This is a genomic window from Paenibacillus sp. FSL P4-0184 (assembly GCF_038004625.1).
GTDB lineage: Bacteria > Bacillota > Bacilli > Paenibacillales > Paenibacillaceae > Paenibacillus_AQ.
Genome location: NZ_JBBORN010000001.1, coordinates 1,645,514 through 1,666,208, shown reverse-complemented (window position 1 = coordinate 1,666,208; position 20,695 = coordinate 1,645,514). Strand labels below are relative to the sequence as shown.

Below are 20,695 nucleotides of genomic sequence, written 5' to 3'. Positions count from 1 at the left end.
AGAAAGGCGCCCACCTAATGGTGGGCGCCTTTTTTAAATATAAGTTCTGATACATCCTGAATGACTGTGATGGAATCATTTCCTCCAACATAAACTCTATTGGTGACTGGGTTTAGCACAGTACTGCCTGACACTAAAGGGAATCTTACGAGCCTTTTAAACGTGGTGGCGTTATAAACGGACATGTGGTTCTTATCGAAATTACCAACAAACAAATGATTTGTATTCGGATTAATGGTTATGTTGGAGGAGGTAGGCAGAACCTTTGTAGTGATGATTTTGTTGTTACTTCCATTGATGACGAATAGCTTTCCTTTACCTTCAACTTGTGCACTTGAGACATAGATACGGTTTGTCAGCGGATTGATAACGACCTCACTTTGCAGACGCCCCAGCTGTACATTTTGCAGCAATTTATTGTTGCGGCCGTTGATTACCGAGAGAAACCGACTTAAGTTATTAGCGACATAAATGCGGCCTGTGATTACATTAAGTGCGGGTGGTATCACAGGGTTATTACCGACTTTTATGGTGGCAATGATAGCCTGTGTATTTCCATTAATGACGGAGACGGAATTTTTTATTGTATTGGTCACATATATACGATTTGTAAGCTCATTAATAACGATTCTGGAAGGGCGACCGCCGACTTCAATCTTCGTTTTGATCTGGTTTGTTTTCCCATCGATGACGAATATAATTCCTGCTATGCTAGTTACATAAATCAAATTTTTTCGAACATTTACTCCGATATTATCAGGCATGCGGCCCACTTTCACAGTCTTTATCACCTGGTTTGTCCGCCCGTTAATAACAGAAACCGTATCGTCACGAAAATTTGTTACATAGATTCGGTTAGTTTGGGGGTTAATCCCAAGCTGTGTTGGCAGTCTTCCAACATTGATGCGTGCGATAATTCGATTCGTTATGCCATCGAGTACCCCGATAGTTCCAGCCTCAGTGTCTGGGTTAACAAAGTATACCCTATTTGTGCTGACATTTACTTCGATATCTCCGATCGGTCCGGCAGAGCGGACTGTAGCAATCACTTTTGGCTGCGCCATGCTTATACCCCTCTTCAAATGACTAGATGATTCATTATATTTGGGCAAGGGCAAAAGGGTACTATATATCGTTGCAAGATGTATCTCCAGAGTATAGAATGATATTCCCAAATCCACATTTCAGATTAAATGTAAGCGCTATATTTATGAGGGAATTGAGATCGATTGGAGGCTGATGGATACGATGATGAAATCAGTATTGTCGGATATTTTACTAACACCTGATAAGTTGCTACTTCATCGCGAATTACTAGAGGAGATTGGAAAGTACATTACGCAAGAGATCCTAAATCATCCGTTATTGCAAGAAGATCGTCAGAGGGTAAGCATTATCCTAGATGGATCGACCGCACTCGGGGTGGTAGATGGGCAGTCGGATGTAGATATAATCATTATTTGTGAGGATGAGTCTTACAACAGTATTAATCATCGGTTCGAGGAAGCCGGGCTGATTCCGGAGCACAGTAGTTTTTTTATGGATTTAAGGCTTCCGAGTGGGAAGATAGGGCATTATACACTCCATAAAATATCTGATATCAAAGAAGCTTTAATGAGTGGGGATATGGAATGGCTATGGAATGCATCTGTGTCCTATATTTACTACGATCTGCTGGATCTGAAGTCACTTTTTCATTCCTATGTTCCACTCCAACCTGAAGTACTAATGAAATTTCGTAAGAATTCATACATACAGCTAAGAAGCTATGCCAGAAGTCTAGATAATCCTGTAGTTCGTGGCGACGCCTTTCCCATCTTGTTCTTAGCGGTTTCTCTTTATAAAGAGGCTTTACGCTGTGCAATCACTATTGAAGGTTATCCGTATCCCTATGACAAATGGCTTGTTCCCGTAGCGCAGCAAACGGTCGTAGGTCGAAAGATTTTGGAGTGTGCAGGCGATTTTTGGAGTTATCTTAGAGAGGATGAATCCTTTGCTCCCATGCACCAGGAGGACAATAATTTTGTCAAAATGGAAAAACAATTTCGAAAGATACTTTTGGAGGAATTCCGCCTGCGAGGGATCGATGAACCTTGGTTAATAGAGTGGTGGAAGTTTTTGAAGGAATAAACGGAGTAATGACGCTGACTATCCTTCTTGATTACGGTAAGGTATACTGGAATGAACTTTTCAGTAAGAGGTGATTAAATGGCTGGGACAGTCTCTATATTAGGCGTTCCTTTTTCAAAACTAACACTTAACGAGACAACACTTCATCTAACAAAACATATTCAATCCGGAGAACCGAAGCTATTTCATTTGATTACGGCGAACCCGGAAATTACGATAACAAGCCAATCAGACGAGCTGCTTCGAACCATACTCCATGAGGCAGATTTGATTACTCCTGATGGGATTGGCATTGTGCTGGCATCGAGAAGAAAAGGTGACCCTATAGCTGAACGAGTTACGGGGTATGAACTACTTCTTGAGCTGCTTGCACAAGGGAATAAGCTGGGCTGGAGCTTTTATTTCTTAGGCACGGATGAGCATACCAGCTGTAAAGCGGTCGAAAAGATTACAGAGCTATATCCGAATGTGAAAATTGCCGGAAGACATAATGGTTTTCTTACTAAAGAAGAGGAACCGGCCATTGTGGCAGAAATTCAGCACGCACAGCCAGATTTCCTGATTGTCGCGATGGGGGCTCCATACTCTGACAAGTGGGTTTATAAGCATAAACAGGCGCTTTCTCAGGTTAAGGTTGTGTTTGGCGTGGGGGGAAGCTTGGATGTTATAGCGGGAAAAGTGACTCCAGCCCCTGCGATATGGAAGAAGCTCAATTTGGAGTGGCTGCATCGACTCTTATTCGCACCTGTGGCCAAAGGACAAAAGTCGCGCTGGCGCAGGCAAGCAGTTCTTCCTAAATTCGTGTATCGAGCTATGATTAGGAAATAAGGCACAGCAGTAAATATAGTCTTTCACTATTTCTGCAATTTGTAGAAATAGTGAAAGACTTTTTTTGTTATCGCTTTACAGGAAATATGCCCTAAGTATTTAAGAGAGAATATTGGCTGGAACAATTCCAATATATTACTGATTGCTTTTTTAAGAATGTTGTAATAAAATCTTATCAAGATAATAAATTATTATCAAAATAGAAAAGACGTAAAACGAAAGGAGTGAGATGCTCACATGTTAGAAGATCGCAGCTGCCTGGAGTCCTATTTTCCAATCGCTTCTTTTATTGCTTCAATTATAGGTTCAAAATGTGAGGTTGTTATTCATGATATAAGCAATCCAGAGCGTTCAATTATTTTTATTGAGAACGGATACATTAGTGGGCGTAAAGTAGGCGATAGTTCAACAGATCTCGTGCTTAAGCTGTTGAAAGATGAGTCCTACCGTGAGCAACCGTTTATTGCTAACTATAAAGCGCGTGGTTCGCAAGGTCAGGTATTTCGCTCCGCTACTTATTATATTAAAAACAGCAGCAGCGAATTGGTCGGTATGATGTGTATTAACATTGATGTCACGCATATGGAGGTTGCAGCTGAGTGGATACAAAACATTTTGCAAGGAGGATCAACACTTCCACCAGTACCGTTAATACCACAACAAGAGGTTGTAGAGAAGCAGACGGAAGAGTATTTACAAGGAAACGTAGATGACCTACTCCAGCACATGATTGATTCGGTGCTCGGTAAAATTAATGTCCCGGCAGAGCGATTGTCCTCGAAAGAGAAGATTGAACTTGTGAAAGTACTTAACGAGCAGGGCGTGTTTCTACTTAAAGGCGGAGTTTCTCAAGTCGCTAAGACCTTGATGATATCTGAGCCAACAGTTTATCGTTATTTGCAAAAAATTAAGTGAGAATAAACAGAACTCTCAAGAGAGGAAGTGGGCTAGATGACAATAGACTTTGATAAGGTTGTTAGCCGATATGGGACCAATTGCGCTAAATGGGATGGTATGGCGCAAGTTTTGGGCAGAGAAATGATAGCGCTTTCCGTCGCGGATATGGATCTTCAAGCCCCCCCACAGGTGATAGAGCGAGTAACGGAGATGGCGAAGCATGGCATATATGGATATACCGATCCTTTTCCACCTTATTATGAGGCAGTTCAGGGATGGATTAAAAAAGCTTACGATTGGGAGGTTCCGCAAGAATGGATCGTGTTTTGCCCTCGTATTGTGCAAGCGGTTTCTCTGATCATTCAGAACTTCACTCAACCAGGTGATCAAGTGTTAATTCATACTCCAGCCTATCAGCCGGTTGCTAAATCGGTAGAACTAAATAACCGCGTATTAGTGGAAAGTCCGCTTCGTGAAGTGAACGGGCGTTATGAGATCGATTTTGCTGATATGGAGTTGCGGATGCAAGCAGGGGTTAAAATTGTACTGCTCATCTCACCGCATAATCCGGTTGGACGAGTATGGACACGAGCTGAACTAGAACGAATCGTTAGCTTGTGTACAAAGTATGATGCTTATATTGTATCGGATGATATTCATGCCGATTTTATCCATGAAGGCCATGAGCATACGATAATCGGGAAGATATCGACTGAGGCAGAGCAGCGATCCTTTATCTGTACTTCCCCAGGGAAGACCTTTAATCTTGCAAGCCTTGAAATTGCTAACATCGTGATTCCGAATGATCAGCTGCGTGAGAAATTCAGACATTGCTTACAGCAAGCAGGCTGTCATAACCCGACCTTTTTTGCAGTACCTGCATTAGAAGTGGCTTATACGGAATGCGATGAATGGCTGGAAGAATTACGAGGGTATATCACAGCCAATATCGATTGGGTGAAAGCTTATATAGCTGAATATATGCCTGAGCTTCGCGTGATCGAGTCAGAAGGAACCTATCTATTATGGGTTGATTGTAGGGCAATTAGCACCAACGAAGCAGAGCTAAAGCAGTGGATTGAGTCCGATGCTAAGGTTAGTGTGAGCTTTGGAACAGGTTTTGGGGCATCAGGAGAAGGCTTTATTCGCTTAAATATTGCAACGCCACTGCCCATGTTACAAGAAGCTTTTCATCGGCTGTACCGAGCCTATCCATTAAAAAATTCATAATAAAAAAACTCTTTATCAATGACCTTGAAAGACCTCGTTAGTAGCCTTTCTCAGATCCGTATCAAGGGGGATAATAATCATGTCCAAATCAGAAACACCAAGAGTCAAGAAACAGCCGACGATGTTCTTAGCGCTATTGCCGATTATTACGATGATTGTGCTACTTAGTTTAGGGTATGTGTTGTTTGAATTACCACCAGAACCACTTATTATTACCTCAGCGGTTGTTGCTGGTATTATCGCGATTATTCTTGGTTATAGCTATAACGACATACTAGAATCTATCGCTGGTAAGATCGCGAAAACGATGCCCGCCATTCTTATTCTGATCATGGTTGGTTTTATGATTGGGGCATGGATGGTTGGTGGAACGATTCCGATGATGATTTACTATGGATTAAAAATTATTAGTCCACAATTTCTGCTTATTACCGCATTTATTGCGACAGCTGCCGTTTCGCTTTGTACGGGCACATCTTGGGGGTCAGCGGGAACGATCGGGGTTGCTTTTATGGGCGTTGGCGCGGGTATGGATTCAAACCTAGCAGCAGTGGCTGGTGCTGTAGTTGCAGGTGCTTATTTTGGTGATAAATTGTCACCGCTTTCAGACACAACCAATATTGCGGCGTTAGCAACAGGTGTCAATCTATATGAACATATTGGACATTTATTGTATACCACAATTCCTTCCTTTATTGTCGCAAGCGTTGTTTTTATTATTACAGGCCTAAACACAGATGCCGCAGGTGCTATTGTTCCGGAGAAGGTTGGAACAATCATGGGATCGTTGAATACAATTTATGACTTTAATCTGCTGCTTATAGTACCCGTATTAATCATCTTGTATGGTTCAATTACGAAGAAACCGACAATACCGGTCATGCTGATTTCTTCTATGTTCGCTATGGCTAACGCACTTGTATTCCAGGGATTTACTTTGAATGATGTCGTATCTTCTGTTGTTAATGGATTTAATATTTCTATGGTTCAAGTAGCTGGGTTTGATTCTGCCAACGTTATTGAAGATGTACCCCGTCTTCTAAATCGTGGCGGAATGAACTCCATGATGGGTACACTTCTCATTTGCTTCTGTGCAATCACGTTCGCTGGAACCATATCTCTGACGAAGTCCTTGGAATTGATTGTTAATAAGCTTTTGAAGTTCGTCCATTCCACAGGTTCAATGATCGTAGCAACAATTGTTACAGGTCTTACGATGATCGGAGTTACAAGTAATGGTCAGGTATCCATCTTAATGCCAGGGGAAATGCTGCGTGAAGCATATATCCGTCGGGGCTTGCATCCGAAGAACTTGGGACGTACCATCGAGGATTCAGCGGCGATTACCGAGCCTATTCTGCCTTGGACAGCTGCAGGTGCTTATATGGCGGGTACGCTGGGTGTTGCAACGCTAGATTATTTACCTTGGGCTGTTCTCTGTTGGACAGGAATAATCTTTGCGACGATATGGGGCTTCACGGGATTCGGTATCGCGAAGTTAACGCCAGAGCAACAGGCAGAAATGCTAAAGGAATATGACGGTAACACTAATGAACAAGCTGGATAAAGGAGTCTTTTAAAATGACAAATATGCATAAAGAAACTGTAATAACAACGGATGCACCAGGTGCAATTGGACCTTACTCTCAAGCTGTAAAGCTTGGGAACGTCTTATATACTTCAGGACAACTCGGACTAGACCCGGTTAAGGGGACTTTTCCTGCTACGGTTGAGGAACAGACCAAACGATCGTTGCTGAATGTCAAAGCTATACTGGAAGCGGCGGGTACAAGCATGGATCAGGTAATAAAGACGACCGTTTTCCTAAAGGATATGAATGATTTTCTTAAGGTGAATGAGATTTACGGAAGGTTTTTTGCTCAGCCATACCCTGCTCGCAGCGCTGTTGAAGTAGCACGTCTGCCTAAGGATGGGCTCGTAGAAATTGAAGTTATAGCTTATATACCTTAAGGCACAGACAGTCCGTACTACCCAAATTTGTGTTTCACACGCTGATAAGAAAATAAGATTAAAGGCCACCCTGGATAGGGTGGCTTTCTTTGAGTAGTAAGCTATGGAGCCTTTGAAATTGAGGATTTTTATGGAAATTTAAATGAAAATATACATGAAAATGTAACAGTAATCATAACTAATTACAGAAATACCTTCACAAAACATCGACTTTGCGTTATCATAAATGTGAAAACATTCACAAAGGGGCGTTATAAAGATGAAGAAGACAACAAGTACTGCTCTCATTCTCATTCTCTCTGTCATGCTCGTAATCGCAGGCTGCGGTAACAGTAATAGCAACAGCGCAGGTAATAGTAATGGCAACGAGAACAAAAGTAAGGTAAATGAGACGGCCAAAAATGATAAAGCTGAAGCCGTATCAGGTGCATCAGAAGCTAGTTACACACCACTGGATCAATTAAAAGATAATTATGATATCGTTATTGTTGGTGCTGGTGGTGCAGGAATGTCTGCTGCACTGGAAGCTAAGGCCAAAGGCTTGAACCCTGTTATTTTAGAAAAAATGCCGGTTGCAGGTGGGAATACAAGTAAATCCTCCTCAGGAATGAACGCTTCCCAAACGAAATTTCAAAAAGAGCAAAGCATTGAAGATAGCAATGATAAGTTTTATGAAGAGACATTAAAGGGCGGCCATGACACGAACGATAAAGAGATGCTTCGTTTCTTCGTTGACAATTCCGCAAGTGCAATCGATTGGTTGGATTCGATCGGAATTAAGCTGAACAATATTACGATCACAGGCGGCATGAGCGAAAAACGCACCCACCGTCCAGAAGACGGCTCTGCGGTAGGCCAATACCTTGTCAAAGGATTGGTTAGAAACGTACAAGAAAAAGAAATTCCACTGTTTGTGAACGCGGATGTTAAAGAAATTACTCAAAAAGACGGTAAGGCTAACGGCGTCAAAGTACTCTTTAACCAAGCTGATGAAAAAACCATTACAGCGAAGGCAGTTGTTGTAACAACAGGTGGTTTTGGATCCAACATGGATATGATATCAAAAGTTAGACCTGATCTGGAAGGATACGTAACGACTAACCAAATCGGCAGTACCGGCGACGGAATCAAGATGATTGAGGCACTTGGCGGAACGACCGTTGATATGGATCAAATCCAGGTTCACCCAACAGTTCAACAAGAAAAATCTTATCTGATCGGGGAAGCTGTACGCGGCGAAGGCTCTATCCTCGTAAATAGCGAAGGCACACGGTTCGTAAACGAATTGACTACACGTGATAAAGTTACCGAAGCGATCAATGCACTTCCTGAAAAAGCGGCTACGCTTGTCTTTGATTCCGGTGTCAAATCACGCGTGAAAGCAATTGAACAATATGACAAAATGGGCTTCGTGATCCAAGCGGATACCATCGAAGCATTGGCGAAAGAAATCGGTGTTCCAGCCGATAAGCTAAAAGCGACACTTGATACTTGGAACAGCGCGGTAAAGAACAAGAACGATGCTGAATTCGGCAGAACAACAGGGATGGACAACGATTTGTCCGCGGGTCCTTACTACGCTATTAAGATCGCCCCAGGGATTCATTACACCATGGGCGGCGTGAAGATCAATACGAACACAGAAGTATTAAATAAAGACGGCGCTGCTATTCCTGGCCTGTATGCGGCTGGTGAAGTTACAGGTGGATTGCACGGTCAAAACCGGATCGGCGGTAACTCTGTAGCAGAAATCATTATTTTCGGCCGTCAAGCAGGGATTAAATCTGCTGAGTTTGTACAAGCACAATAAGATTTAACTGCTATTCTGGTTAAAACAAAAGAACCGCTTGGGCTAATTGAAGCCCGGGCGGTTCTTTGTTTAATCTCTCGTTTAAAGTGAGTGGAGTGACCTCTATTCAAAAAGCTACTTCTCGCTTTTAGCTTGTTCTTCTCGCATCCACTGTGACAGCTGGCGTTTGAGTTTAAGAAAGTCCGGGGAATCCGTAATCTCATCGCGGCGTGGCCGTGGAAATGGCACGTCAACAGTATGTAGGATGGAGCCGGGGCGACCTGAGAATACATAAATACGATTTGAGAGCAGCAACGCTTCTTCGATGTTATGGGTAATGAATAGCACGGAGCGGCGATTCTCCTCCCACAGCTCCAGCAGCCAGCGCTGCATTTCGCTGCGAGTTAGTGCATCCAATGCGCTGAAAGGTTCATCGAGCAGCATCAACTCCTGCGGAGCCAGCAATGCTCTGAGAAAAGCAGCACGCTGCTGCATCCCACCAGACAGCATATGCGGATAAGCCTGTTCGAATCCATTCAAGCCAACCTTGGCGAGCCACTGGCGCGCTTCTTCACGAGCTCCATCCTGCAGAGCGCCTTTAATTTCCCCGGCTAGCAGTACATTATCTTCAATCGTTCGCCAAGGAAAAAGCGCAGGCTGCTGCGGCATATAACTGATTTCACCACGTTGACCCGTAACGGCTCTGCCGTTCATGCGGATCGTTCCTGCATCGGGCTTCACTAGTCCGCCGATCATATGGAATAAGGTGCTTTTTCCGCAGCCGGAAGGACCGACGATCGAAACGAACTCTTGCTGCTCTACCTTAAGAGAGACGTTGTTAAGCACGTTCGTCTCGCGGCGACGATGGGTGAAGGACTTGGAGATGCCGCTTACTTCAAGAGCAGGTGGTGCAGTATGAGCTTCAGGAGAGCTTATGATTTCAGTTGTTCTTTGCTCTATTTGCGTCGCTTGAGACATACAGGCATCTTCCTTTCTATGAGTTACGGCGCGGTTTCCAGCGAACTAACCATTTTTCGAGCAAGGCGATAATCGCAAAAAGCACAAGACTAAGGAGCACAATAATAACAATAGCGACAAACATCCGATCCGTACGGTAAGCCGATTTTTGCAAGAGCATATAATAGCCAATCCCTTTATCCGCGCCAATCCACTCAGCGACCACGGCTCCCATAACCGCATAGGTAGCTGATATTTTCACACCGGAAAATAGTGCCGGGATAGAAGACGGAAGCTCCAGCTTGGTGAAGATTTGCCACTTGCTTGCGCCCGCCATTTTCATATAATTCATCATGACCTGATCACTTTGAGACAAGCCGCCCATTGCAGCGACAGCTACCGGGAAGAAGCATACCATTGTAATCAGCACGATTTTGGGCAAAAGGCCGAAGCCAAACCAGATGATAAGCAGTGGTCCGAGTGCGATAGAGGGAACATTTTGACTCAGAATAATGAGTGGATAAAAAGCCCGTCTAGCCCAAGGTAAAAGATGCAAAAGTAGCGCAACGATCAAGCCTACACCTGTACCAATAGGAAAACCGATTAATGTGAGTCGGAGCGTAGCCATCGTATGAGCCCAGAGACCTGAGGCATTACTGGTGGATTCGCGAGCAATATCAGCAGGACTCGGCAGAATCCAGGATTCGATATGGAATAGAGAAACAGATAACTGCCATACGGTTAAAAAGAAGACGACCGCCACAAGGGGCGGCCATATTAGCTTCCAGGTCGATCTCACGGCCGATATTTCTCCGTCAATTTATCCATGCTGATTCCGTTAGGGTTATGAGCGATTTTGATTTGGGAGATCACGCTTGGACTACCTGCCTCGATCAGCGCCTCCTGCATTTGACGTACAACCTCCAGAAGCTCGCTCAGTTCACCTTCCATAGTAGTTTCCAGTGGATTCACCTGATGTTTAACGCCGGATTTTTGAATAACTTCAATCGCTTTATCTACGTATGGGATGGAGTCCTCATTGTTTGGAGTCTTAGGAATTACTTGAATGCTTAATAATGTATTAGCCACAATAATCAATCCTCTCAAATAGTATAGGTAAGTTCAAAAAGCCAACTTTGATAACGATGTAATTCAGGAAGCAGATTCGGCGTCGAATCTTGAACGAACTTGGGAAGTCCGGTACTCACGTAGCACATCACTACGCTCCGTTCCTCCTTCCTCAAGTAACGTTCAACCTTCTTGGTTCTGAAAGTCGACTTTTTGAACTCTCATTGAAATAGGTAAGTTCAAAAAGCCAACTTTGATAACGATGTAATTCAGGAAGCAGATTCGGCGTCGAATCTTGAACGAACTTGGGAAGTCCGGTCTACTCCGCCGGTAAAAAATCATTCGTGAATGCACTAGCTGCATCCAGCGGTTTGTCCAGCAGCTTCAAATCATACATCCAGTCGCCGTAATTCTGCCAGACCTCGGTTTTTTGCTCTCCCCAGCGTGGGGCGTCGTCCTTATATTTCGGGCTAAGCCATTTTTGGCTAGCTAGGACAAGCTCTGCATCAAGGTCAGGCACAGCCTTGGATAATGTAGCGGCAGCCTCTTCTGGATGATCAATCGCATATTGATAACCCTTCGATGTAGCTTTCAGGAAAGCCTTCACCAAATCTGGATTCTCAGAAATCTGCTTCTCACTCGTGGTCAGCACAGGGGTGTAATAATCGAGCTGAGGCGCATAATCCTTCAAGTAGAGCATATCCAGAGGCTCACCACGCAGTTCGGCTTCAATACCTGTCCAAGCGTAGAAGATCCAAGCGAAATCAATGTCACGTTTGACTGCGGTAAAATAGTCAGCTTCACCAATACTGATTAGCTTCACCTTTTTCACATCGCCACCAACAGGGTCCATGATCGCCTTCATGGCTGCTTCTTCAGCAGGAGAGCCCCAACCGCCGTAGGTTTTACCCTCAAAATCTTTTGGTGATTTAATATTGCGGTCTACTGGAGCGGCGAATCCCGAAGTATTATGCTGAATAATGGCTGCAATCGAGACAAGGGGAACGCCTTGTAGACGGGCTAGAGTCAATCCTTCCTGAGCGCTGATCCCAAAAGCGGCTTCGCCAGAGGTAACCATAGTATCAGAACCCGCTGCGCCAGGTTGAACGATTTCTACATCCAGACCTTCTTCCGCGTAATAACCAAGATCCTTGGCTACGTATAGACCGGTGTGGTTCGTATTCGGTGTCCAATCCAGTGCAACCTTAACTTTGGTAAGCTCTTTCGGAGCATTTGATCCGGTCGCTGCATTCGAATCCGCAGCATTTCCTTTGTTTCCGGCTGTATTCCCATTGTTGCTGCCGCATCCGGCAATCGCAAGAATGAGCATACAGGTGAGGCTAAGCATAAGTGCTTTTTTGAGTTGCATGTCTTCTTCTCTCCTTTAAGGTTGCCAGATCCCGTCATCCAACATGAACCATAAAGTGTAGTATGTACATTTCTTCTACATCTTTTGTGATCTACACAAAAAAAGCGCCCCGAGTGATCGGGACGCTGGCTTGGCGCAAGGTTAGTAAAGGTCACAGGGACCAAAACCAATTGGCGATTCCTACGCTGGCATTATCCAGATCAGGTATAAGGGTCAGTATCTTGTGGGATACAATCTCAGCCGGCCAATTCCAGCACCCCTGGTTCTATGAAGTTAACGGGTATTTCTCGCTTAAACGCTAATCGTCTTTATAAGGACGCTGAAGGCGTTTATGCTTGCATACGGTGTATTATAGACGGCTGTTCTCGGAATGTCTAGTAGCACGCGCCTAAATTTTTCGAATCTCTCCGTCCGTTTTCATTAATCCAGATCTTTATGTTTCTTGCGATGACGCCGCTTAAGCTCAGTAACCAGAGCACCTAGCGTAAGGACAACACTGATCATTATCCCGCTCATAATCACGAAAAGAGCAAGAAACTCAAAGGGGGAATAGCTAACCATCTTACTCCATTGAATCTTTCCATCCAGATCGTCAATGACTTGATTCATGCCATAAATCCCACTTACCACCGTAAATACAGTGAGGATCATCAGCAGATTATCCCGGCGCTTCGATTGGAACTTATCTTGATACTGAAACAGGTCAGTCAAGGTTTCTTTTACTTCCTCGAACAGAGCGTCATTCCCGTATACTTTACGCAGCTGAAGAAAAATCTCCCGTCCTTGCGACTGTGAAATCAGCTCCAAGAAATAAAACTTTGCCGAGAATTTATTAATCGAGTAGATTAAATTGTCGATCTCATCATAATCGTGGTTTATGCGTAGTCGGGAATGCATATTTGCCAGCTTTAGCAGAACAATTTTGTGGAAAATATTGAGTAGAAATCCGTAATAATATTGCCCGTACATCTGGTTGGCCAGGCTAACGGCGATCTTTGGTTCAGCTCGGGTCAGACAGCAAAAGGTCTGCTCATTCATCATATAATACGAGTCTGGGCCCCATCGATTATAGGAATGCTCATGACAGTAGTTCGCAATATACGCTGGATCGCTGGCACTGGCATAGGGCTTCCCGTTCAGATCAATTCCATCAAGCTGAGAGGCGCGATAGCGCATATTTATACTAATCTCATCAGAATCTCCTTCACTCTGAAAGCCATAAAAGGCTTGCACCTGCATTCTTTCATCTACGAAAAAGGGAAGGGTCTCGAAATAAGCCCCATTAATATCCGAGTGATCCAGAAAAGGCTCCAGTCCATCCACCAGATTTCGGAAGACAAAATCCTCTACCATCTCATAGGTCTGTTCTCCGCAATGGATATAGGTGTAGTCATCCTGTACGAAGGTATTCTCAAGCGTCCGGAAGCGGTCCGCGAATTCCAGTGCAATACTAAAGGGAATCGAATCCCCCTCAAGCTGGACACGTATCGTCACAAATCCAAGCTGAAAAGGACATATGAATATATCCGTCGAGAGAATTTTAAAAAATATAGACTGCTGAGGAATCTCTAGAATACAGTCCAGATTATTGACTCTGGAAAAGCGGCGGAAAGAGTCTACATCCTTCTTGCGTGGAAAAAGAATATGTGCAGCAAACGGTAAATAGGTGCGCTCCATCCGTTCATGGGAAACACAGTGATCTTCTCCGTAATAGGCATTTTCTAACTCTTTATTATCCAGAAAAAAACGTGTGAAGCCATCATCCTGCAATTGTTGGATAAGCTTCTTAGAATCGCCCTTTTTTATTGAAAAGGGAAAAATAAACTGCATAAGCGCAGTATGTAATAAAGGCTCAGTTGAAAGCTTATCCATTCATCGTCCATCCTTGTGCTCAGAATATGCTTATAGATGACATTACCCTAAAAGGATTAGGTTGATACCATTTTAACATTCTAAATACTGGAACTCTTTCTTTGCACTGCTTGTCTGGATTGGAATCTCCATGTGGCAATGCTCAGCAAGAACAAGAAGGCGGCAAAACCGGCAAGTAACCCAGCAGTTTGTGCCACTTTTAGATGGTCCATAGACCAGCCCATAAATAGGGGCAGCAGAGCTCCACCGACACCTCCAGCAGCGATCATTATGCTGGGTGTTGATTCTTCGGCTCCTGGTAGCATCTTGCTGGAGAAGACTAGAGCTATGGAGAAAATACCGGACATAAATAGCCCAAGTAGCATAATTACGATGAATGCAGCTAATCGATTATCTGTGAACGGAAAAAGAGCCAGCAGTAACAAGGTCAGTAAACAGCTACTTAAAATATATACACGGTAAGAAATTTTCTCTGCAATCACTCCAGCAAACAATCTTCCTGTAGACATAGCTAGCCAAAAGAAAGTGACTGTCAGCGCCGCCGCAGATTCTGTCATCCCTAGCTTGGCGATAAAGATGGCGGGCATAAAGTTGACCAGACTCATCTCCGTACCTACATAAAGAAAGAAGAAAAGGATGAAGATGCCCAGCAGAATCCATTGTTTCCCTTTATACGGAAGCTGTGTGCTGGACTGCGAGGAATGTGCGGATGCTGAGACTTTGCGAGGTGCTCGCTCGTCCAGTATGGGCTGCAGATTCCCAAAATGGCCTCTTCCCCAGAGAATGAGGGAAAGTAATGAGAAGCCAGCGACAATTAGGAATGCCAATCTCCATGCTCCGGTAGCAATGAGCGGACTGGCGATAAGAGGCATTACAAGTGCTCCTATCCCAAATAGGACTTCAAGTCGGCTCATCGCAATCGCGGTTCCTTCTGTCACAGCTCCGATAATGATGGTGCCGATGACGGCTTCGATCATACCGAAACCAAAGCCAGCCGCAACAGCAATGACATACATCCACTCCCAAGGGGGTAGAAAAGCATACGCAATCTCAGCAGTCAGGAGAAGAGCGGTGGCGATAATGATGCCTCCTCGTTTCCCAAAACGGCGATTGAGTAGGGGAGAGACAAGCACACCAGCCAAAAAACCAGCGAATTGACTAAAGATTAATTGCCCGCCGGCACTATAATTTTGGTCATAATGCTGTAGCAGAACGGGAAGAATAGATCCCAGCACTACATGAGCAAGGCCAATGACAAAGTAGGAAAGACAGCCGATCCAGATCAGTTTTTTCACGAAGTAAGCTCCTTATATTGAAAGTAGTTTATGGAGTAAGGTCGGATTCAATGTGAACCGGAAGGGTACATTATAATAAGCACCATTGTTATGATAAATCCAAACGGTGAGCTTGGATATATAAACTTTTGTTTACATGCTTGAAGGGAGAGATTTACGTAATGGATAACAAACAACTGGAGCAACTCATTATTAGAGCATTGGATGACAACAAGTTTGGTTCCTTTGGTACGATCGAAGAAGGAAATAAGCCGAAAGTACGTTACATGGCCATTTTCCATGAGGGTTTGAAGATTTATTTAGCTACGAATCGCAAAACTCATAAGGTGGAGGAATTATCGAATAATCCGAATGCTTTTTTACTGCTTGGATATGAGTCAGGCGGAAGCAAAGATGTGCTGGAGATTGAAGCCACCGCTACCGTTTCTAAGGACGAAGGGCTGCGCACAAAGGTGTGGAACAAAGAGCTGGAGCCATGGTTTACTGGGCCTGATGACCCTAATTATGTGATTCTTGAACTTACTCCAACGCGTATTGAGTATGTTGGCAGTAATAAAGAGCACGGCGTGTGGACTCCCTAAACCAATTTAAAATCGATTCTGAAAGCCTTCCTATCCCCCACGGGTTTAGGAGGGCTTTTTTAAAAGATAAGTCCCTGAGTGACCTGTTAAAACATGTTATAATGACTTCAACTTTTTACGTAATTTCTCAGGGGAGGACTTAAAATACATGACCGTTACTCTGTTATATATTGAAGATGATCATGAAATCGGCAGCGTCGTGTCTGCGGATTTAAGTGAGCGTGGTTATAGTGTGCGTTGGCTGCGGAGCGGGGAGGGAGCGACGGAGGAAGCGGCGCCTTGTCAATTGGCCATTCTGGATGTAATGCTTCCTGGCCTGGATGGCTTTACTGTCGGACAACGATTGAAGCGGGCGTACCCTAAGCTTCCGATCTTGATGCTCTCTGCGCGAACCTCTATTGATGATAAACTGCAGGGGCTTGAATTCGCGGATGATTATTTGACGAAGCCTTTTCATCCGGATGAATTGGCTGCCAGAATTGAAGTGCTGCTCAGGCGGAATGGGGCATCTGTTCAGGATTCGCTCACGCTTAAACACCTAGTCGTATATGAAGGGGATAACCGAGTAATAAATGCTCAGACACAGGAAGAAGTCATGCTTACGGGTAAGCAATTTCAGATTTTTTCTTATTTGCTGCGTCATCTCGGCCAGATTATGACGAAGGAGCAGATTTATGAAGCCGTCTGGGGAGAAGCCTATCTCGAAGGGGATAAAACTTTGATGGTACATATACGATATTTGCGCGAAAAGTTAGAACTTGATCCGGGAAATCCCGAAATTATAGAAACTGTCCGGGGGATCGGATATCGGGTAAGAGCATGAGGGGGTCAGGGCGCATTCGCAAGCAGCGTAACTCCTCTTTGCTATCGGGATATTTGCTTATTATTGTTTCTGCACTGCTTTTTATCCCTGTGGTCCTGCCGTTATCTTTTGTTCTCTACAATATGGTTAATGAAGTGACTAAAGGGGCTCCACCTGTAGACACCTCTCTGTATTCGAGTGTTGCAGCGCTGGAGACCATGTGGCATAAAGAGGCGCTTCAATTGGAAGATGCTTCTTCAGAAGGCATAAATGAGCGGCTATATGAACTGAGCCGGAAATACACTGAGGCTACTATGTTTTGGGTAGATGGGCAGGGAATGACCCAGTTGATTCTCACACCTGATGAAGGCAATCCGGACCATGGCAGCGGAGTTCCGGAGCAGTGGACGGCGGCTGAGGCTATTTTTTTTATGAAAGAAAGTACAAAGCGTGATCCTTTAGCCATCGTCGCCTTTATGGGAGACCGAGTGGATGCGGGTAAAGGCTTTATGGTAATGCAAATTCCAAACAAGCTGCTCAACAAAGGGGCTTATGGGGGAGTCGGGGCTTGGGCTTTGTATTACTTTGTGCTCTTTGTACTTTTTGGAGGGTTCGCACTGGTTTCTTTGCTGTTCTTTAGAAAAATACGCAAACGGCTACTACAGCTGCAAACCGCGATGACGATTACGGGACCGGATAGAATGCCTAAGTCTATTATGACGGGCAAGCTGGATGAGATTGGCAGACTGGAGGAAGCTTTTAACACGATGGTGGCGAAGCTTGACGAAAGTCGAAAGAGGGAAATCGAAGAGGAAGAGCTGCGTAAGCGTTTAGTATCCAACTTATCTCATGACTTACGTACACCGCTAACTGTTATCCGCAGCCACATTCATGTAATGACTAAGGAGAGCTTAACCCCGCAAGGACAACAGTCCTTAGAGCTAATGGATAAGCGTATAGCAGATCTTAGCGTCTTGATCGAGAATCTTTTATCCTACAATCTCCTCAACAGCGGACGGATCACTTTGAAGAAGGAGCGTAAAGATGTCTTGCGCTTGTTGCGGGAAAGTGCTGCTGCTTGGTACCCCGTATGGGAAAAAGAGAACTTCGAGATCGATATTGACCTGGAGGCTGATCCGCTGTTCTGGATGGTGGATGAGGTCTGGTTCCGCCGTATTCTTGATAATCTGTTTCAGAATATTGTACGTCATGCCAGCAGTGGTCTTTATGTAGGGATTTCTACGGAGTCCCGTAATGGGCAACGTGTTATTTTGATTACGGATCACGGCAGAGGTATCCAGAGTCCATCCGATTACAAAGGGGCAGGATTAGGGCTGTCCATCGTGGATCTGTTAATGAAGCATATGGAGTTAGAGTGGGATATGGAGAGTACAGGAGATGGAACTTCCGTAGTAATCTTTAATCCGCTGTAGAAAGAAAATAAAATCTTAGACTTACCATCGTCATTAAGCTCTCACGGGAAAAAATAGTCAATAAAAACGAGCTCAACGGCACCTGTTTTAACAACTAACGAGCAGAATAGCGTAATATATTTGGTTGTAGTTATAATGTTTAATAGGGCCATTTAATGGTTCCAATTCTCAGGAGTTATCAATGACCTGTGTTGAAATATTTCGAAGGACTATCCAATAGTTAAAAAGCCGGGTTTTCCTACTCTAAGGAATCCGGCTTTTGTTTTATTCTCGTAGTGGACGTAATGTTTGTTTTGCGTTAAATGTATATTTGCCACATGCAGCAAATCGGAAGCAAGTATATGAGTCAATCCAAATACTTAGTATCCCTTTACGACAGCCAGTGATCAGTGTGATTAGACTGAAAAATAAAGCACTAGACAGGCCACGGCTGCCATAAGGGTCGTGGCACTCCTGGTAGTCTTCCTGATCGATGGTCGGCGACACTCAGCCTTTTGCAAAAAAAACAAAGAAAACCGAACCTTTTTTTGATAGAGAGGCAATATAGTGTGTAAGCAGCTTACTTAGGAGGGCCCTCTGAATGCAAAGTGAATACATGTACCAATTACTCATAAAAATGAAAGATGGTGATCAACAGGCGTTTCATACGATGTATGATGCCACCTATCAGGACGTCTACCGGACAGTCTCCTTTCTGGTGGATCATCAGCAGGATCGGGAAGATGTCATGAATGAGATCTATATGCAAATGTGGACATCACTTGCTAACTACGATACGAACCGACCTTTCCACTTCTGGCTACACGGCTTGGTAATCCGTCAAGTGCAGAGATTTCGGGTCAAGAGCTGGCGGAGATTCCGAATTTTTGAACGCATTCGTGCCTTCTCTCGGGAAGAGTCTCATTGGGATCAACCTACTGTGTTGATGGATGGGACGAATCAAATGATATCGAAGGCAATCCAAAAACTGACCGACAAACAGCGAACGGTGATTATCCTCCGCTTTTTTCACGACTATACTCTTGAGGAAATCGCGACATTGCTCGATATTCCGCTGGGTACAGTCAAGTCCAGATATCATGCTGGCCTTCAGGCGCTTCGAAAAAACTTATGGAATCTCCCCCCAGAAAGGATGGAAAAGATCAATGCTAACTGAACGCAAAATCCGTGAACATCTGCACAAAGAGGCAGAAACTATGGAGTGCCCTCCGGCTATTTCCAAACGAATAGAACAATCCTATTCTCAATATTTGCAACCAAAAAGGAGCGGAATAACCATGAAAAAACGATTAATTGGTGGAATAGTTGCTGCTGCGATTTTAATTCCAACCGCAGCATATGCGGCCCCTACCCTGATTGAAATGTTTACTAGAACACCAATGAATGCTGAACAAGTCAAGGCGGATGAGGTTGGCAAAGCAACACTTGAGAAGCTGTATAGCACATTTCCCGAAACAAAATCGTTTGAGATAATCGATGCAAGCAACGTTCAAGGTGTCCAAACAAGCATCATACTGCAGGAAAAAGAAGGAACCGGCAAAAAGATTACCCTTCATACAAACGGTATTACGGGTGCGATTGAACACGTGATTCAAGAGAATTGGGAGCCTAAGGAGAAGCCACTCACTACTTTATCCGATCAGGAAATCAAGTCGAAGGTAGATTATCTAATTGATAAAATGTATGGCAACATCGAAGAGTACGAATTTGCTATGGAGAAAATGGAGAACCCGGATCAAAAAACGTTTATGGTGAATTACACCAAAAAGGGATCAAAAACACCGTTCTATCAGGTATTTGTTCAGAGCAATACAATCAGTGTTTCTCTGATCGGAGGTGAGACTACACCTTCAAACATTAAAGTAGAAGGTTTTTTCTCTAGAAATGGTAAGCCTGATTATTCTGCTGATGCCTATCTAAATGATGCAAAACTGTTTTCTTTACTAAAAATTAGCCCAGAAGAATTAAAACAAGAATTAGCAAAAGGTAAATCTGTTGTGGAGATTGCAGCATCTAAAAATGTCTCTAAACAACAAGTGATTGATGTCATTGCAAAAACACAGGTTGATGGACAAATTCAAGGTGAAATTAAAGGTGAAGTTCCTAAAAGTAATCGTTCAAATGAACAACAGTTAAAAGCTATTGAACCAAAAGTATTACAAATTATTGAACACAAAAATGAAACACCATCGAAGAAATAACAAGTCAAGGCGCATGAGGTATAGAACCCAATGGATAATCCAGAGCCAAAAACGATCATGTTGAATTACACCAAAAAGGACAAGGACTGAACTAAACTGTTCTTCCAGGTATTTGTTCAAGGTAATACAATCAGTGTTGGGTTGGTCGGAGAATAGGAGTACAAAAACCTCAACTCTGAAACGGTGACCCGTAAGATGGAACACTTTTTAAAAGTGTCCCTTCCTGCGGGTCATTTGTGTTTTAATCAAAAGTAGAATGGACAGAACGGAGA

The 20,695-nt window shown here is 43.9% G+C and carries 19 protein-coding genes and 1 riboswitch; of the genes, 12 read left to right on the top strand and 7 right to left on the bottom strand.

The genetic code is table 11. From position 1 onward, the window contains the following. Positions 1 to 14: 14 nt before the first annotated feature. On the bottom strand, positions 15 to 1,064 hold the full coding sequence (locus MKY52_RS07110) for a YncE family protein (protein WP_341050647.1): 1,050 nt from the start codon (positions 1,062 to 1,064) through the stop codon (positions 15 to 17). A 184-nt stretch (positions 1,065 to 1,248) separates the two neighbouring features. On the opposite strand from MKY52_RS07110, the gene MKY52_RS07105 reads away from it, so the two are divergent. From MKY52_RS07105 to MKY52_RS07075, 7 genes are all read left to right on the top strand, one after another. Beyond that, positions 1,249 to 2,130: a nucleotidyltransferase domain-containing protein gene (locus MKY52_RS07105; RefSeq protein ID WP_341050644.1), complete on the top strand. Its 882-nt coding sequence runs from the start codon at positions 1,249 to 1,251 to the stop codon at positions 2,128 to 2,130. A 78-nt stretch (positions 2,131 to 2,208) separates the two neighbouring features. Next, positions 2,209 to 2,958: a WecB/TagA/CpsF family glycosyltransferase gene (locus MKY52_RS07100; protein WP_341050641.1), complete on the top strand. Its 750-nt coding sequence runs from the start codon at positions 2,209 to 2,211 to the stop codon at positions 2,956 to 2,958. A gap of 237 nt (positions 2,959 to 3,195) precedes the next feature. Continuing rightward, positions 3,196 to 3,873, top strand: a complete 678-nt coding sequence (locus MKY52_RS07095; RefSeq protein WP_042184354.1) for a helix-turn-helix transcriptional regulator — start codon at positions 3,196 to 3,198, stop codon at positions 3,871 to 3,873. Positions 3,874 to 3,909: 36 nt separating this feature from the next. Beyond that, positions 3,910 to 5,085: a MalY/PatB family protein gene (locus MKY52_RS07090; RefSeq protein WP_341050638.1), complete on the top strand. Its 1,176-nt coding sequence runs from the start codon at positions 3,910 to 3,912 to the stop codon at positions 5,083 to 5,085. 79 nt (positions 5,086 to 5,164) lie between these two features. Continuing rightward, a complete protein-coding gene (nhaC, locus tag MKY52_RS07085; protein ID WP_339799941.1) occupies positions 5,165 to 6,652 on the top strand; it encodes a Na+/H+ antiporter NhaC in 1,488 nt (495 codons plus the stop codon). 14 nt (positions 6,653 to 6,666) lie between these two features. Next, the gene (locus tag MKY52_RS07080) at positions 6,667 to 7,056 is read left to right on the top strand and encodes a RidA family protein (RefSeq protein ID WP_445670986.1); all 390 of its coding nucleotides are present in this window, start codon (positions 6,667 to 6,669) and stop codon (positions 7,054 to 7,056) included. 259 nt (positions 7,057 to 7,315) lie between these two features. Further along, complete coding sequence (locus MKY52_RS07075; protein ID WP_076285167.1) at positions 7,316 to 8,866, top strand: flavocytochrome c; 1,551 nt, start codon at positions 7,316 to 7,318, stop codon at positions 8,864 to 8,866. Between the two features lie 114 nt (positions 8,867 to 8,980). Here MKY52_RS07075 and MKY52_RS07070 read toward each other — a convergent pair whose 3' ends face one another. The 6 genes from MKY52_RS07070 to MKY52_RS07045 form a co-directional block, all read right to left on the bottom strand. Further along, positions 8,981 to 9,823: an ABC transporter ATP-binding protein gene (locus MKY52_RS07070; RefSeq protein ID WP_341050636.1), complete on the bottom strand. Its 843-nt coding sequence runs from the start codon at positions 9,821 to 9,823 to the stop codon at positions 8,981 to 8,983. Positions 9,824 to 9,839: 16 nt separating this feature from the next. Continuing rightward, entirely contained in the window at positions 9,840 to 10,601 is a 762-nt protein-coding gene (locus MKY52_RS07065) for an ABC transporter permease (RefSeq protein WP_341050634.1), read from the bottom strand. Next, positions 10,598 to 10,891, bottom strand: coding sequence for a thiamine-binding protein (locus MKY52_RS07060; protein WP_036682688.1), 294 nt, complete (start codon positions 10,889 to 10,891; stop codon positions 10,598 to 10,600). Before MKY52_RS07060 ends, MKY52_RS07065 begins: the two co-directional genes overlap by 4 nt. 298 nt (positions 10,892 to 11,189) lie before the next feature. Then, on the bottom strand, positions 11,190 to 12,239 hold the full coding sequence (locus tag MKY52_RS07055) for an ABC transporter substrate-binding protein (RefSeq protein WP_042123640.1): 1,050 nt from the start codon (positions 12,237 to 12,239) through the stop codon (positions 11,190 to 11,192). 160 nt (positions 12,240 to 12,399) lie between these two features. After that, positions 12,400 to 12,510: riboswitch (TPP riboswitch) on the bottom strand. 149 nt (positions 12,511 to 12,659) lie between these two features. Then, entirely contained in the window at positions 12,660 to 14,111 is a 1,452-nt protein-coding gene (locus tag MKY52_RS07050) for a hypothetical protein (RefSeq protein WP_042123643.1), read from the bottom strand. Between the two features lie 80 nt (positions 14,112 to 14,191). Beyond that, entirely contained in the window at positions 14,192 to 15,406 is a 1,215-nt protein-coding gene (locus tag MKY52_RS07045) for an MFS transporter (protein ID WP_339288931.1), read from the bottom strand. Between the two features lie 161 nt (positions 15,407 to 15,567). On the opposite strand from MKY52_RS07045, the gene MKY52_RS07040 reads away from it, so the two are divergent. From MKY52_RS07040 to MKY52_RS07020, 5 genes are all read left to right on the top strand, one after another. Further along, the gene (locus tag MKY52_RS07040; protein WP_042184372.1) at positions 15,568 to 15,987 is read left to right on the top strand and encodes a pyridoxamine 5'-phosphate oxidase family protein; all 420 of its coding nucleotides are present in this window, start codon (positions 15,568 to 15,570) and stop codon (positions 15,985 to 15,987) included. 148 nt (positions 15,988 to 16,135) lie between these two features. Beyond that, positions 16,136 to 16,810, top strand: a complete 675-nt coding sequence (locus MKY52_RS07035; RefSeq protein ID WP_076285173.1) for a response regulator transcription factor — start codon at positions 16,136 to 16,138, stop codon at positions 16,808 to 16,810. Further along, the gene (locus MKY52_RS07030; RefSeq protein ID WP_341050627.1) at positions 16,807 to 18,222 is read left to right on the top strand and encodes a HAMP domain-containing sensor histidine kinase; all 1,416 of its coding nucleotides are present in this window, start codon (positions 16,807 to 16,809) and stop codon (positions 18,220 to 18,222) included. The genes MKY52_RS07035 and MKY52_RS07030 overlap by 4 nt, the downstream gene beginning before the upstream one ends. A 580-nt stretch (positions 18,223 to 18,802) precedes the next feature. Further along, entirely contained in the window at positions 18,803 to 19,378 is a 576-nt protein-coding gene (locus tag MKY52_RS07025) for a sigma-70 family RNA polymerase sigma factor (protein ID WP_149646220.1), read from the top strand. Next, the gene (locus MKY52_RS07020; protein ID WP_341050623.1) at positions 19,368 to 20,423 is read left to right on the top strand and encodes a hypothetical protein; all 1,056 of its coding nucleotides are present in this window, start codon (positions 19,368 to 19,370) and stop codon (positions 20,421 to 20,423) included. The genes MKY52_RS07025 and MKY52_RS07020 overlap by 11 nt, the downstream gene beginning before the upstream one ends. The last annotated feature ends 272 nt before the right edge of the window (positions 20,424 to 20,695 follow it).

Bases quoted from the DNA above. Each gene is read 5' to 3' on its own strand.
- MKY52_RS07110 (WP_341050647.1), bottom strand. From the start codon at position 1,064: ATGGCGCAGCCAAAAGTGATTGCTACAGTCCGCTCTGCCGGACCGATC.
- MKY52_RS07105 (WP_341050644.1), top strand. From the start codon at position 1,249: ATGATGAAATCAGTATTGTCGGATATTTTACTAACACCTGATAAGTTG.
- MKY52_RS07100 (WP_341050641.1), top strand. From the start codon at position 2,209: ATGGCTGGGACAGTCTCTATATTAGGCGTTCCTTTTTCAAAACTAACA.
- MKY52_RS07095 (WP_042184354.1), top strand. From the start codon at position 3,196: ATGTTAGAAGATCGCAGCTGCCTGGAGTCCTATTTTCCAATCGCTTCT.
- MKY52_RS07090 (WP_341050638.1), top strand. From the start codon at position 3,910: ATGACAATAGACTTTGATAAGGTTGTTAGCCGATATGGGACCAATTGC.
- nhaC (WP_339799941.1), top strand. From the start codon at position 5,165: ATGTCCAAATCAGAAACACCAAGAGTCAAGAAACAGCCGACGATGTTC.
- MKY52_RS07080 (WP_445670986.1), top strand. From the start codon at position 6,667: ATGACAAATATGCATAAAGAAACTGTAATAACAACGGATGCACCAGGT.
- MKY52_RS07075 (WP_076285167.1), top strand. From the start codon at position 7,316: ATGAAGAAGACAACAAGTACTGCTCTCATTCTCATTCTCTCTGTCATG.
- MKY52_RS07070 (WP_341050636.1), bottom strand. From the start codon at position 9,823: ATGTCTCAAGCGACGCAAATAGAGCAAAGAACAACTGAAATCATAAGC.
- MKY52_RS07055 (WP_042123640.1), bottom strand. From the start codon at position 12,239: ATGCAACTCAAAAAAGCACTTATGCTTAGCCTCACCTGTATGCTCATT.
- MKY52_RS07050 (WP_042123643.1), bottom strand. From the start codon at position 14,111: ATGGATAAGCTTTCAACTGAGCCTTTATTACATACTGCGCTTATGCAG.
- MKY52_RS07040 (WP_042184372.1), top strand. From the start codon at position 15,568: ATGGATAACAAACAACTGGAGCAACTCATTATTAGAGCATTGGATGAC.
- MKY52_RS07035 (WP_076285173.1), top strand. From the start codon at position 16,136: ATGACCGTTACTCTGTTATATATTGAAGATGATCATGAAATCGGCAGC.
- MKY52_RS07030 (WP_341050627.1), top strand. From the start codon at position 16,807: ATGAGGGGGTCAGGGCGCATTCGCAAGCAGCGTAACTCCTCTTTGCTA.
- MKY52_RS07025 (WP_149646220.1), top strand. From the start codon at position 18,803: ATGCAAAGTGAATACATGTACCAATTACTCATAAAAATGAAAGATGGT.
- MKY52_RS07020 (WP_341050623.1), top strand. From the start codon at position 19,368: ATGCTAACTGAACGCAAAATCCGTGAACATCTGCACAAAGAGGCAGAA.